The organism is Pseudomonas sp. AD21, assembly GCF_002878485.1.
GTDB lineage: Bacteria > Pseudomonadota > Gammaproteobacteria > Pseudomonadales > Pseudomonadaceae > Aquipseudomonas.
On the sequence record NZ_NQYG01000030.1, the window covers coordinates 50,705 to 63,204 of the forward strand.

At 60.8% G+C, this 12,500-nt stretch carries 14 protein-coding genes; 2 read left to right on the forward strand and 12 right to left on the reverse strand.

Features of this window, described 5'->3' with window-relative positions; translation table 11 throughout:
- Positions 1 to 124 precede the first annotated feature (124 nt).
- The 12 genes from PseAD21_RS18075 to PseAD21_RS18135 form a co-directional block, all read right to left on the reverse strand.
- Positions 125 to 430 (reverse strand): YkgJ family cysteine cluster protein, encoded by a 306-nt coding sequence (locus PseAD21_RS18075; RefSeq protein WP_025109343.1) that lies wholly within the window; start codon positions 428 to 430, stop codon positions 125 to 127.
- A 52-nt stretch (positions 431 to 482) separates the two neighbouring features.
- Positions 483 to 974: a DUF2878 domain-containing protein gene (locus PseAD21_RS18080; protein ID WP_102356852.1), complete on the reverse strand. Its 492-nt coding sequence runs from the start codon at positions 972 to 974 to the stop codon at positions 483 to 485.
- On the reverse strand, positions 967 to 2,232 hold the full coding sequence (locus tag PseAD21_RS18085; protein ID WP_102356853.1) for a cyclopropane-fatty-acyl-phospholipid synthase family protein: 1,266 nt from the start codon (positions 2,230 to 2,232) through the stop codon (positions 967 to 969). The genes PseAD21_RS18080 and PseAD21_RS18085 overlap by 8 nt, the downstream gene beginning before the upstream one ends.
- On the reverse strand, positions 2,219 to 3,034 hold the full coding sequence (locus PseAD21_RS18090) for a DUF1365 domain-containing protein (protein WP_102356854.1): 816 nt from the start codon (positions 3,032 to 3,034) through the stop codon (positions 2,219 to 2,221). Before PseAD21_RS18090 ends, PseAD21_RS18085 begins: the two co-directional genes overlap by 14 nt.
- Positions 3,031 to 4,278, reverse strand: coding sequence for an NAD(P)/FAD-dependent oxidoreductase (locus PseAD21_RS18095; RefSeq protein ID WP_102356855.1), 1,248 nt, complete (start codon positions 4,276 to 4,278; stop codon positions 3,031 to 3,033). The genes PseAD21_RS18090 and PseAD21_RS18095 overlap by 4 nt, the downstream gene beginning before the upstream one ends.
- Positions 4,275 to 5,057, reverse strand: a complete 783-nt coding sequence (locus PseAD21_RS18100) for an SDR family oxidoreductase (RefSeq protein WP_102356856.1) — start codon at positions 5,055 to 5,057, stop codon at positions 4,275 to 4,277. Before PseAD21_RS18100 ends, PseAD21_RS18095 begins: the two co-directional genes overlap by 4 nt.
- Complete coding sequence (locus PseAD21_RS18105; RefSeq protein ID WP_102356857.1) at positions 5,054 to 5,476, reverse strand: nuclear transport factor 2 family protein; 423 nt, start codon at positions 5,474 to 5,476, stop codon at positions 5,054 to 5,056. Before PseAD21_RS18105 ends, PseAD21_RS18100 begins: the two co-directional genes overlap by 4 nt.
- A complete protein-coding gene (gene phrB / locus PseAD21_RS18110) occupies positions 5,469 to 6,914 on the reverse strand; it encodes a deoxyribodipyrimidine photo-lyase (protein ID WP_102356858.1) in 1,446 nt (481 codons plus the stop codon). The genes PseAD21_RS18105 and phrB overlap by 8 nt, the downstream gene beginning before the upstream one ends.
- An 11-nt stretch (positions 6,915 to 6,925) precedes the next feature.
- Positions 6,926 to 7,867, reverse strand: coding sequence for a MerR family transcriptional regulator (locus PseAD21_RS18115; RefSeq protein WP_102356859.1), 942 nt, complete (start codon positions 7,865 to 7,867; stop codon positions 6,926 to 6,928).
- The gene (locus PseAD21_RS18120) at positions 7,867 to 8,829 is read right to left on the reverse strand and encodes a DUF523 and DUF1722 domain-containing protein (RefSeq protein WP_102356860.1); all 963 of its coding nucleotides are present in this window, start codon (positions 8,827 to 8,829) and stop codon (positions 7,867 to 7,869) included. Before PseAD21_RS18120 ends, PseAD21_RS18115 begins: the two co-directional genes overlap by 1 nt.
- A 216-nt stretch (positions 8,830 to 9,045) precedes the next feature.
- Positions 9,046 to 9,261: a TIGR02450 family Trp-rich protein gene (locus tag PseAD21_RS18130; protein WP_102356861.1), complete on the reverse strand. Its 216-nt coding sequence runs from the start codon at positions 9,259 to 9,261 to the stop codon at positions 9,046 to 9,048.
- Positions 9,258 to 10,244, reverse strand: coding sequence for an NAD(P)/FAD-dependent oxidoreductase (locus tag PseAD21_RS18135; RefSeq protein ID WP_102356862.1), 987 nt, complete (start codon positions 10,242 to 10,244; stop codon positions 9,258 to 9,260). The genes PseAD21_RS18130 and PseAD21_RS18135 overlap by 4 nt, the downstream gene beginning before the upstream one ends.
- A gap of 197 nt (positions 10,245 to 10,441) precedes the next feature.
- Here PseAD21_RS18135 and PseAD21_RS18140 point away from each other — a divergent pair, with 197 nt between their 5' ends.
- A complete protein-coding gene (locus tag PseAD21_RS18140) occupies positions 10,442 to 11,344 on the forward strand; it encodes a TIGR01777 family oxidoreductase (RefSeq protein ID WP_102356863.1) in 903 nt (300 codons plus the stop codon).
- A gap of 13 nt (positions 11,345 to 11,357) precedes the next feature.
- Positions 11,358 to 12,383: a ferrochelatase gene (gene hemH, locus PseAD21_RS18145; protein WP_102356864.1), complete on the forward strand. Its 1,026-nt coding sequence runs from the start codon at positions 11,358 to 11,360 to the stop codon at positions 12,381 to 12,383.
- The last annotated feature ends 117 nt before the right edge of the window (positions 12,384 to 12,500 follow it).

The window sequence follows — 12,500 nt, forward strand, 5'->3', positions numbered from 1 at the left end:
AACGCACAACCCCTGTAGGAGTGAGCCTGCTCGCGATAGCGGAGTATCAGTCAACGTTTGTTTGGCTGATACTCCGCTATCGCGAGCAGGCTCACTCCTACATTTTTTTGGGGTGGTTTCGGAGTCAGCGATACGCCGTGGCAATGCCTTTGCGTTCTTCAATGCATTCCGGCGCGCCCATCTCGAATTCGCGGCAGATCAGCGGGCGTTTCTCATAGATCGTGCACATCATGCTGTCGCGATCCAGCGCTGCGCACCAGCCGTCGTCCAGACGCAACATCACTTCACCGCCCCACTCATCGGTATCGATAAAACGCTCAGGCACGCCGGTGTCGGTGATCAACATCACTTCGAGCTGACAGCAACAGGCGGCGCAGGTCGAGCAGGTGACCGCTGGTTCGGCAATTTGCCGATGGGGAATGGTTTTCATGGGCGCAGTGTAAGGCAGTGGCCAGTGACTGTGTGAAAGGCCTGACAGACGCTCAGTGGCTCAGACGTCGCGCCATGGCATGCAGCAACGGAAACAGCAGCGCCCACAGCAGGCCGATGCCGATCAGGGTCGGCAGTTCGCCGTAGGGAAATTGCACTCCGGCCAAACGTCCGCCACCGCAATAGGACACGGCGCCGCCCACTGCACCGAGTGCGCTGGCCAGCCACCATGGCCGGGCGCTCCATTGCAGGCAGTGGCGCAATGTGGTGGCGAGCAAGGCCCAGAGCAGCATCAGCCACAGCGGAATCAGTGGCGACAGATCCTGGAACTCGAACACCCCGGCAGCACGCAGTACGCTGTCCACCGCCGTACCGACAATCACCACGCTGAGGACCAGGCGACCTTCCGCCGCCCAACTGCTGATCCAGCCCAGATGGATCACCAGTACCGCCAGTGCCAACAGCAACCACAGACTGTTGCCACCGAGCACGCAGGCCAGCCATCCGATCTGGAACAGCACCGCGTTGCAGAGCCGCTCAAGCATCGAAGCGTCCCAGCAGCGGTGCCGGCATCGCCGCAGGTTTAGCCAGAAGCAATTGCGCGGTGCCGATGGTGCGCTCCAGGAACCCGCCTTCGCAGTAACACAGGTAAAACTCCCACAACCGCAGGAAGTAATCGTCGTACCCCAGCTCGCTCAAGCGCCCATGGGCGCGGCGAAAATTCTCGTGCCACAGGCGCAGGGTGCGGGCGTAGTGCAGGCCGAAGTCTTCCATGTGCAGCAGGTTCATGTCGGTGTCGCGGCTGACGATCTCGAGCATCTTCTGCACACAGGGCAGGGCGCCGCCGGGGAAGATATAGCGCTGGATGAAGTCGACGCCGCGCCGGGCCTGTTCATAGCGCTGCTCGCGGATGGTGATCGCCTGCAACAGCATCAGGCCGTTGCTCTTGAGCAGGTGCGCGCATTGCTTGAAGTAAGTCGGCAGAAAGCGGTGGCCCACTGCTTCGATCATCTCGATCGACACCAGTTTGTCGTATTCGCCGGTGAGGTCGCGGTAGTCCTTGAGCAGCAGCGTCACCCGATCCTGTAGTCCCAATGCCTCGATGCGCTGGGCGGTAAACGCGTACTGCTCTTTCGACAGTGTTGTGGTGGTTACATGGCAACCGTAATGCTGCGCGGCGTAAAGCGCCATGCTGCCCCAGCCTGTGCCGATCTCCAGCAGATGATCGGTGGGCTTGAGCGCGAGCTTCTGGCAGATCCGTTCCAGCTTGTTCAGTTGTGCCTGTTCCAGACTGTCTTCGGCGGTGAGGAACTGCGCTGCCGAATACATCATTGTCGGGTCGAGAAACTGTTCGAACAGGTCGTTGCCCAAGTCGTAGTGCGCGGCGATATTTTTCTGCGAACCCTTGCGCGTGTTGCGGTTGAGCCAGTGCAGGCCTTGCACGAAAGGTCGACCCAGGCGGGCCAGTCCACCTTCCATCGCGTCCAGCACTTCAAGATTGCTGACGAACACCCGCACCACGGCGGTCAGGTCAGGCGAACTCCAATAGCCGTGGATAAACGCCTCGCCTGCACCGATCGAACCGTTGCTGGCGACCATGCCCCAGGTGGCCGGGTCCTGTATGTGGATTTCGCCCAGCACCGCACTGCCCGGGGTACCGAACAGTGTTTGCTCACCGTCCTCGATCAGCAGCAGTTGGCCGTATTTGAGTTGCCCCAATTGGCGCAACACACCGCGACGCAGCAGCGAGCCGGTCAAACCGTTGGTACTGAGGCGATTGACTGACAGGCTAGAGGATTTCATGGTGGTGCTCCTTGGGAGGCACAGTGGCGGTTTGAAAGCTGCCGTTGGCAGCCTGATGAGCAAAAACCGGGGCACGCTTGAGCAGCAGACGCATGGCTTGCCAATAAATCGCCAGGCAGGTTTTCGCGGTCATCCATGGAAAGCGCCACAAGTAGCGGTGCAGGCTGCGGCGATCGAGGGGCTTGCGCTGCAAGTTCAGCGTGGCGTCGAACAGTTTTTGCTCGCCCTGCCAGTCGGCCATGTGCACGCCGAGGGTTTGCGCGGCCGGGCTGAAACTCATGCGGTACTCAAGATCGCGCGGCAGGAACGGCGAGACATGAAAGGCCTTGGCCACCGCGAAGTGCTGGTGAAAGTCCTGCAGATCGACCGGTGCGCGCGCCGGCAGCACGTAGTGATAACGCTCGCGCCACGGCGTGTTGGTCACTTCACAGAGAATCGCCGCCAGTTGCCCGTCAGCCTCGTGGCAATAGAAGAAGCTCACCGGATTGAACGCCAGACCCCAGCTGCGCGGTTGGGTCAGCAGGCAGACTGATCCTTGCGGCTCATGGCCAAGGGCGGCGCCGACCTGCTGGCGCACCGCATCGATCAAGCGCATGCCGCTGCCGGTGAAGGTTTTCAGGTAGTCGGTTTCGCGAAACGAAAACGGCGCAAAGCGGCTGCGACTGGCGAGCGCTGACAGTGCGAACACCGCGTCCTGTTCGGCCAGATCGAGGTACAGCAAACCGATCCGGTAACGAAATTCATGGCGTCTGGGCGCAAAGCGCCGATGGCCGATCCAGCCACTGTACAGGGCGCTGTTCATAAGCTTTCCCCGAACGCGGCGGCCACACGCAAGGCGCTGACCACGCCGTCCTCATGAAAGCCGTTGGCCCAGTAGGCGCCGCAGTAATGGGTGTGTTGCTGACCGTCCAGCTCGGCCCAGCGGTTCTGCGCCGCGACTGCCGCGAGGCTGAATTGCGGGTGGGCGTAGGTGTATTTGGCGAGCACCTTGAACGGGTTGATGCCGGCGCTCTGATTGAGGCTGACGCAGAACGTGGTGTCGCTCGCTATCCCCTGCAGGATGTTCATGTCGTAGGTGACTGCGGCATGCGTATGGCCGGCACCACTCAAGCGATAGTTCCAACTGGCCCAGGCCAGTTTGCGCGAAGGCAGCAGGCGGGTGTCGGTGTGCAGCACCACTTCGTTGTCGGCGTAGGGCAGGGCGCCGAGGATCGCCCGTTCCACCTGGCTGGGGCGGGTCAGCAGTGGCAGGGCCTGATCGCTGTGGCAGGCGAGCACTACTTTGTCGAAGCGCTCGATGCCGGCCGGGCTGTGGATAACCACGCCGTGTTCGTCGCGATCGATGCGGGTCACGGGGCAACTGAGGCGGATCTTATCGTTGAACGCAGCGATCAACGGCGCAACGTAGGCACTGGAGCCACCCTCGATCACCTGCCATAGCGGGCGATCCCTGACCGACAACAGGCCATGGTTGTTGAAGAACCGCACGAAGAACTGCAGCGGGAAATTGAGCATCTCGGCCATCGGCATCGACCAGATCGCCGAGCCCATGGGCACGATGTAATGCAGGATGAAGCGTTCGCCGTAACCGCCGGCCTTGAGGTAATCGTCGAGCGTGGTGTCGGCGGCGATCCGTTGTTCGGCGAGATCGCGCTGGGCTTCTTTATTGAAACGCAGGATGTCGCGCAACATGCCCCAGAACCCCGGCGACAGCAGGTTGCGACGCTGGGCGAACAGGCTGTTGAGGTTGTTACCGTTGTATTCCAGGCCCGTGTCCGGATCGGTCACCGAGAAGCTCATTTCGGTCGGTTTGAACGACACCCCGAGCTGGCCGAGCAAACGAATGAAGTTCGGGTAGGTCCAGTCGTTGAACACGATGAAACCGGTGTCCACGCTGTATTGGCGGCCATCGACGGTCACCTGCACGGTGTGCGTGTGGCCGCCGACCCAGTCGCTGGCCTCGAACACCGTGACGTCATGTCGGCGATTGAGCAGGTACGCGCAGGTCAGGCCCGCGATCCCGCTGCCGACAATGGCGATTCTCACGTTGGATCCCGCAGGGGTGGGCTACTGCGCACCATGCGCTTGCCGATCGCCAGTTGCAGGCGGGCCGGCAGTTTCGACAGTGGCCACAGTGCAGCCATGAACAGTGCCGGAAAGGCGATTTCCAGCGGTCGTTGCTTGAGGTGGGTGAAGATGTGTCGCGCGGCTTTCTCAACAGGCCAGCTCAATGGCATCGGAAAGTCGTTCTTGGCCGTCAGTGGCGTTTCGACAAAACCCGGGCTGATGATGGTGACATCCATGCCCTCGATGGCCAGATCAATGCGCAGCGATTCAAACAGGTAACGCAGCCCGGCCTTCGACGCGCCATAGGCCTCGGCCCGTGGCAGCGGCAGGTAGGTCACGGAACTGGCCATTCCGACCAGATGCGGTGTGGTGCCTTTACGCAGTAACGGCAGGGCGGGTTCGATGCAGTAGCTGCTGGCGAGCAGGTTGGTACGCACCACATGCTCGATGATCGAGGCGTCGAACTGCCGGGCATCGACGTATTCGCAGGTGCCGGCATTGAGGATCACACTGTCCAGTGCGCCCCAGACCTGTTCGATCTGCTGGCCGATCTCGCGCACGGTCTGACTGTCAGTCAGGTCGCCCGCCACCACCAGCACTTGCCCCGGATAACGTTGCGCCAGCACCTTGAGCGGTGCCAATTGACGCGAGCTGACGGCCAGTTGCGCGCCGCTTTTCAGAATCTCTTCGGCCAGCGCTGCGCCGATGCCACTGCTGGCACCGGTCAGCCAATAACGCCGTGGAGGTGTACGACTCATCCCATTCTCCTTTTCAGCCAGGCAATCAGCCGGCCCAATACGGGTAAATGTTCATATAGCATGGCCCCGGCATCGAAATAATCCCGGTGGCGATAGACCTTGTCGCGCCACAGCAGGTGCGAACACCCGGCGACGCGAATCAATCGGCCACCCGCCAGGCGCGGGTGGCGGTAACTCATGACCCAGCGCAGGTAGCCTTCACAGTCACCGATCTGGTCGAAGCCGTGGAAGTCAAAGCGCAGCTCGTTGACGTTGGCGTACAGCTCGCTGAAGTAATGCTGCAGTTGCGCCAGCCCCTGGACTTCGTGCAACGGGTCGGTGAAGTGAATGTCATCGCTGTACAGCTCGCCCAGACGTTGCAGGTTGCCTTTGTTCAATTCGGCAAACTGGCGAGCGAAGCGACGCAGAAATTCACTCATGGGCCTCTCCCATAGACGAGCGCGACGGCAGGTTCTTGAACGCCGCCAGCGCCCGTTCGCGCGAAGCCCCGAGATTGACGATCGGCGACGGATAGTCCGCGACGCCGAACAGCCCGCCGGTACTGGCCGGGTTGTGCACTTCCTTTTTGTTCAGATCGGCCAGTTCAGGCAGCCAGTGCTTGATGAACAGGCCTTCTCTGTCGAATTTTTCCGATTGGCTCAGCGGGTTGAAAATGCGGAAGTACGGCGCCGAATCGGTACCGGTCGAAGCACTCCACTGCCAGCCACCGTTGTTCGCCGCCAGGTCGCCGTCGATCAGATGCTGCATGAAAAATCGTTCGCCTTCGCGCCAGTCGATCAGCAGGTTTTTGGTCAGGAACATCGCCACCACCATCCGCAAGCGGTTGTGCATCCAGCCGGTTTCCAGCAGTTGGCGCATGGCCGCATCGATGATCGGCAACCCGGTGCGCGCCTCTTGCCACGCTGCCAGCTCGTCCGGCGCATCGCGCCAGGCCAGGGCCTCGGTTTCCGGGCGAAACGCACGGTTGCGCGAGACCCGTGGGTAGCCGACCAGAATGTGCTTGTAGAACTCGCGCCACAGCAGCTCGTTGATCCAGGTCACCGCGCCGACCTTGCCGCTGTCGAACTCGCCCTGATTGCTTTGCAGGGCGGCGTGCAGGCATTGGCGCGGCGAGATCACCCCTGTGGCCAGATAGGCCGAGAGTTGACTGGTACCGGGCTTGGCCGGGAAGTCGCGTTCGCTCTGGTAGTAGTCAATTTGCGCGTCGGCGAAGGTGTCGAGGCGGCGCCGGGCTTCCTGCTCGCCGGCCGGCCACAGGGCGCGCAATGACGCGCTCGGTGTTGCAAAGCCTTCGACCGACTCGGGCACCGGATCGCTGTCGATGTTCAGTTTCGACTGTTTTCCGGGTGCTTTTACCAGCGCAGGCATTGAGCGGTGCAGGCGCTCGTAGCAGACCTTGCGGAACTGACTGAACACCTGAAAGTAAGTCTCGGTTTTGGTCAGTACCGTGCCGGGCTTGAACAGCAGTTGATCCAGATAACTTTGAAACGTGATGCCTTTGGTTTTCAGGGCCAGGGCGACTGCTGCATCGCGACGGCTTTCGTGGACGCCGTATTCTTCGTTGACGTGCACGGCTTCGATGTTCAGTTGGCGGCAAAGTTCGAGCAGCGCCGCCGGGGCCTGATCCCAATGGGCCGCGGTGCGCAGCAGCAACGGAATGTTCAACTCGCCGAGGCGGGCGCTCAGTTCACGCAGATTGCGCAGCCAGAAGTCGACCTTGCACGCGGCGGCGTCGTGCTCCAGCCATTGCTGCGGGCTCAACAGATACACGGCAACCGTGGGGCCGCGCGCTGCGGCGGCCGCGAGGGCGGTGTTGTCATGTTGGCGCAAGTCGCTGCGCAGCCAGATCAGTTGCATCGCGGTTTCCATTAAATCAGCCCACGCTGAACGAGCACCTGATGTGCCGAGAGCGGATCTTCGGCCAGGAACAAATCAGCGATTTCACGTGTTTTTACGGACAATTCGGTCTGGTGGATGCATACCGTTGGTCCGACCAGCATTTTTGGAGCACTGACGCCATTCAACAATTTTGGCAGCTGTGCCAGGTTCATCGCCTTGCTCGAATACAGCAGTACGCCACGCGCTTGCAGGTGCTCGACCGCCAGTGCCAGTTCTCCGGCCGGTAGCGGCCAGTCGAACACTTGCACCGGGCAATCGGCACTGCTGATCAGCCACGCGCATAGCCACAGATGTGGTTCCAGTGCGAGATCCGAATGGTTGATCAACAGCAGGGGCGCAGCGTGTAATTGCCGATTGTTATGGTAGATGCGTGCGCCGAATTTGCTGCGTAACCACGAATAAAAGAATACCCGCTCCATCTGCGTACCGAACTGGCCCTGCCAACGTTGCTCGAGTTCGGCCAGCAGCGGCAACAATAATTGCTCGCACAGGGTACGCGGTGGATACAGGGCCATGGCCTGGTTGATGCTGTCGTCGAGGTTGCGCTCGTTGAGCTGGGTGACGGCGTTGAGCAAGGCATGACGCAGGCGTTGCCAGTCGTTCTCCACCGTTTCGGTGAAGGCTTGTGGCGTGTCGAGCAGCGGTTTGACCTGACTGACCGCCACCCCCCGGTTGAGCCAGGTGAGGATGGTCAGGATCCGTTGCACATGTTCGCTGGAATACAGGCGATGGCCCTTGGGCGTGCGTTGCGGCACGATCAGCCCGTAACGGCGCTCCCAGGCGCGCAGGGTGATGGCGTTGACGCCGGTCTGCCGCGCAACCTCACGGATCGGCAGCCAGCCCTCGTCGAGGGCTTTCTTGAAGTCGGCGCCGAGGTCTTCCCGGGCACTGGTGTCGAGTGTGTCGTTCATCAAATGGCGTTTCGCAGGCTGAGGTTTTCCGGATGCGGCTGCAGGTAAACCTGTTGCGCAATGTACGGATCCGGGTGTTGGCGAAAGAGGTGTTTGAGCAAGGTCAGCGGCACCACCAGCGGCACGATGCCGTGACGGTACTGACCGATGACATGCTGCACTTCCTGTTTGTCTTCGCTGCTGATCGCCTGCTTCAGATATCCGCTGATGTGCTGCAGGACATTGCTGTGGGTGCGGCGGGGGGCGCATTTCTTCAGCGCACTCATCAATTCGCTGAAGTAGCGCGGGCCGAGTTCGACCGGATCGGTCTGGCCCATGTTGCCCAACAGTTTGCCCAGGGCCTTGTATTGCTCCGGGTTGTGGGCCATCAGCAGGTATTTGTAGCGCGAGTGGAATTCGGTCAGTGCGCGGCGGCTCAAGCCTTGTGCGAGCAACTGTTGCCAGGCGCTGTAGGCGAGCACGCGGGTGATGAAATTTTCCCGCAGCACCGGATCGTTGAGGCGTCCGGCTTCTTCCACCGGCAGGTCCGGATGCTGCGCGCAGAACGCTTGGGCATAGATGCCACGGCCACCGCCGTTCACCGGCGCGCCGTTGGCGTGATAGACCTTGACCCGTTCCAGACCGCACGAAGGCGATTGCTGCATGAAGATGTAGCCGCAGATGTCACCAAGTTCGCCAGCCATTCGCTTGCCGTAGGCGGCCAGCGGTTCGGTGACGTTGATCGCGGGGTTAACGGTGCCGATAGCCTCGGGACGCTCCGGGTCGCCGACCAGGCGGATCGGTTCGCGCGGAATACCCATGCCGATGGCGACTTCCGGGCACACCGGGACGAATTCGAAATACTCGCTAAGGGTGCGGCTGCACAGCCGCGACTCTTTGTGCCCACCGTTGTAGCGCACTTCGGCGCCCATCAGGCAGGCGCTGATGGCGATTTTCGGTTTGGCGGCAGGAAGGTCGGACATAAGCACCTCGGATCTAAACCTGTACACAGAGTTATCTCTGTACAACATTTGTTCAGCATAGATCCAAGGGTGTACAAGTCAAATTATTTGTATAGGTTTTGCGAATTGAATACAAATCCCCTGTAGGAGTGAGCCTGCTCGCGATAGCGGTCCGTCAGGCACATTGATGTTGGCTGATACGACGATATCGCGAGCAGGCTCACTCCTACAGGTTGTTTATTTCCAGCCCAATAGCCAGTGATCATCGTACTTGAGAATTTGCCAATCGAGCCGTTCGGCACGCTTGGTAAGCACCGCCTGCAATTCGATCTCCAGCACCCTACCTTCCTCATCGCGGAACAGTTCGGTCACCAGAAAATGCTTTTCGCGGTCTTGCGGTTGGGCTGCTGTCCATTTCGACAGCAGCAGTTTTTGCGGGTTGATGCGGTTCACTGCAGGTGTTCGTGCAGGCGGCGTGCGGCTTCCTGACCGCTCAGCCAGGCCCCTTCGACGCGCCCCGAGAGACACCAGTCGCCGCAGGCGTACAGGCCCAGATCGGCATCGGCCAGCGTGCCCCATTCGTGGCCGCTCGCCGGGCGGGCGTAGAGCCAGCGGTGGGCGAGGCTGAAGGTCGGGGCGGGCATCGCGCTGTGCAGCAGTTCGGCGAAGGCGCCGTGCAGTTGTTCGATCACCGCCTCCTTGGACAGGTCAATATGTTGCCGGCTCCAGGCACTGCTGGCGTGCAGCACCCAGGTGTCGAGGGTGTTGTCGCGCCCCGGCTTGCTGCGGTTGCGCGCCAGCCAGTCGAGCGGGCTGTCCTGCACGAAGCAACCTTCGATCGGCGTATCCAGCGGTGTCTCGAAGGCGAGGGCGACGGCCCAGGTCGGGTCCATTTTCACCCCGGCGGCGGCGCCGGCGAGTTTCGGTGCGGCGGCCAACAATGCCATGGCTTGCGGCGCTGGCGTGGCGATCACGACATGGCTGAAGGGGCCATGAGTGAAGCCTTCGGCGTCCTGCAGGTGCCAGTGTTCTTCACCGCGAAAGACTTCGGTGATCCGGCAGGCGAAGTGCACTTCCAGACCATTGAGCAAGCCGCGGGTGATGGCACTCATGCGCGGCGTGCCGACCCAGCGGGTCTGCTCGTCCGGCGACAGATTCAGTTGTCCGCCCTGAAAGGTGTAGAGCTGCGGTTGCCATTCGGCGACCCAGCCTTTGCCTTGCCAGCGCTGAACCTCGTTGACGAAGCGCCGGTCGCGGGCGGTGAAATACTGCGCACCCATATCCAGCGAACCGGCGTCGCTGCGTTTGCTCGACATGCGTCCGCCACTGCCGCGGCTTTTATCGAAGAGTTGCACGGTATGCCCGGTCTCGGTCAGCGCCTGGGCGGCGGAGAGACCGGCGATGCCGGTGCCGATGATTGCGATAGGTACAGTCATAGGGGCCTCGTTTACCTTTCTGTACAGACTACGCCGTGATTGAAACCTGTACAATTTTGTTTTTTGGTATAACTTCTAGCGTTCTCGTTCTGACAGCTTGGCCTATTGTTAAACAATAGAGCCTGCCCGATAGAAAAGATCCCTGTTTATAAAAATAGACTAGTGATCCGGGTAAAACGCCACGCGAGGAAGATGTCATGCGCATATTGCTGACCGGCGGTACTGGTTTGATCGGACGTCAGCTCTGTCGCTATTGGTCAGGGCAGGGACATCAACTGACGGTATGGAGTCGGCGCCCGGAAAAAGTCGCGCAAATCTGTGGGGCGCAGGTGCGTGGAATTGCACGTCTGGAAGACGTCGGTGATGAGCCGCTGGATGCGATCATCAATCTGGCCGGTGCGCCGATTGCTGATCGGCCATGGACCCACCGGCGCAAGGCGTTGTTGTGGAGCAGCCGTATCACCCTGACCGAAACCCTGCTGGCCTGGCTGGAAACGCGCGAGCAGAAACCGCAGCTGCTGATCTCCGGCTCGGCAATCGGTTGGTATGGCGACGGCGGTGAACGTGAGCTGACAGAAGATTCGCCGCCGGTGATCGACGATTTCGCCAGCCAGTTGTGCATCGCCTGGGAAGAGACCGCGCAACGTGCCGAAGCACAGGGCATTCGTGTGGTGCTGGTACGAACCGGGCTGGTGCTGTCGGCCGAGGGCGGCTTTTTGTCGCGCTTGTTGCTGCCGTTCAAACTCGGCCTGGGCGGGCCTTTGGGCAGTGGCCGGCAGTGGATGCCGTGGATTCATATCGAGGATCAAATCGGCCTGATTGATTTTCTTCTGCACCGCAATCAGGCGAGCGGTCCTTATAATGCCTGCGCACCCAAACCGGTGCGCAATCGCGAGTTTGCCAAGACGCTGGGCAGCGTATTGCGCCGCCCGGCGTTCATGCCGATGCCGGCCCTGGCGCTGAAAGTCGGGCTTGGCGAAATGTCATTGTTGTTGCTGGGCGGCCAACGCGCCATGCCGGCACGCTTGCTGGAAGCGGGTTTCACTTTCCAGTTCACGGATTTGCGCGCGGCCCTGGATGATCTCTCCGGCCGCCTTTGAAATAGGACGATGCATGACCGATCACGCCTTGCTTCTGGTCAACCTGGGTTCCCCGGCCTCAACCTCAGTGGCCGATGTACGCAGCTACCTCAATCAATTTCTGATGGACCCGTATGTGATCGACCTGCCTTGGCCGGTGCGACGTCTGTTGGTATCGCTGATCCTGATCAAGCGTCCCGAGCAATCGGCCCATGCCTACGCCTCGATCTGGTGGGAAGAGGGCTCGCCGCTGGTGGTGCTCAGTCGCCGCCTGCAACAACAGATGACCTCGCAGTGGAGCCATGGCCCGGTGGAGCTGGCGATGCGTTATGGCGAGCCGTCGATTGAAACCAGGTTGCTGCAACTGACTGCGGCAGGGCACAAGCGCATCACCCTGGCGCCGCTTTATCCACAGTTCGCCGACAGCACCACCACCACGGTGATCGAAGAAGCCAAACGGGTGATTCGCGAGAAGAAGCTCGATGTAAAACTCTCGGTGCTGCAACCGTTCTACGATCAGCCGGAATACCTCGACGCCTTGGTTGCCAGTGCGAAACCGCATTTGCAGCAGGACTACGATCATTTGCTGCTGAGCTTCCACGGTTTGCCTGAGCGGCACCTGACCAAACTCGATCCGAGCGGCAATCACTGCTTCAAAAACGAGGACTGCTGCAAGCATGCTTCGCCGGCAGTCCTTGCTACCTGTTACCGCGCCCAGTGTTTGCGCACGGCGGCAGAGTTCGCCAAGCGCATGGGCATCCCGGATGGCAAGTGGTCAGTGTCGTTTCAGTCGCGACTGGGACGGGCCAAGTGGATCGAACCGTATACCGAAGCACGGCTGGATGAGCTGGCGAAAAGCGGCGTGAAGAAAATTCTGGTGATGTGCCCGGCATTTGTTGCTGACTGCATCGAAACGCTGGAAGAGATCGGCGATCGCGGCAAGGAACAGTTCCGCGAAGCGGGGGGCGAGGAGTTGGTGCTGGTGCCGTGCCTGAACGATGACCCGCAATGGGCGAAGGCGTTGGCCACCTTGTGTGAACGAGCGCCGTTGGCCCTTTAAAAGCCAAAAGCTTCGCGAGCAGGCTCGCTCCCACATGATCATTCCCACGCGCAGCAAAGGAATGCAGCCCGTGACGCTCCGCGTCACTGGACGCAGAGCGTCCCTAGAGGCATTCCT

Excerpts from the sequence above, each read along its gene's own strand:
- PseAD21_RS18075 (WP_025109343.1), bottom strand. The coding sequence starts at position 430 with ATGAAAACCATTCCCCATCGGCAAATTGCCGAACCAGCGGTCACCTGC.
- PseAD21_RS18080 (WP_102356852.1), bottom strand. The coding sequence starts at position 974 with ATGCTTGAGCGGCTCTGCAACGCGGTGCTGTTCCAGATCGGATGGCTG.
- PseAD21_RS18085 (WP_102356853.1), bottom strand. The coding sequence starts at position 2,232 with ATGAAATCCTCTAGCCTGTCAGTCAATCGCCTCAGTACCAACGGTTTG.
- PseAD21_RS18090 (WP_102356854.1), bottom strand. The coding sequence starts at position 3,034 with ATGAACAGCGCCCTGTACAGTGGCTGGATCGGCCATCGGCGCTTTGCG.
- PseAD21_RS18100 (WP_102356856.1), bottom strand. The coding sequence starts at position 5,057 with ATGAGTCGTACACCTCCACGGCGTTATTGGCTGACCGGTGCCAGCAGT.
- PseAD21_RS18105 (WP_102356857.1), bottom strand. The coding sequence starts at position 5,476 with ATGAGTGAATTTCTGCGTCGCTTCGCTCGCCAGTTTGCCGAATTGAAC.
- phrB (WP_102356858.1), bottom strand. The coding sequence starts at position 6,914 with ATGCAACTGATCTGGCTGCGCAGCGACTTGCGCCAACATGACAACACC.
- PseAD21_RS18115 (WP_102356859.1), bottom strand. The coding sequence starts at position 7,867 with ATGAACGACACACTCGACACCAGTGCCCGGGAAGACCTCGGCGCCGAC.
- PseAD21_RS18120 (WP_102356860.1), bottom strand. The coding sequence starts at position 8,829 with ATGTCCGACCTTCCTGCCGCCAAACCGAAAATCGCCATCAGCGCCTGC.
- PseAD21_RS18135 (WP_102356862.1), bottom strand. The coding sequence starts at position 10,244 with ATGACTGTACCTATCGCAATCATCGGCACCGGCATCGCCGGTCTCTCC.
- PseAD21_RS18140 (WP_102356863.1), top strand. The coding sequence starts at position 10,442 with ATGCGCATATTGCTGACCGGCGGTACTGGTTTGATCGGACGTCAGCTC.
- hemH (WP_102356864.1), top strand. The coding sequence starts at position 11,358 with ATGACCGATCACGCCTTGCTTCTGGTCAACCTGGGTTCCCCGGCCTCA.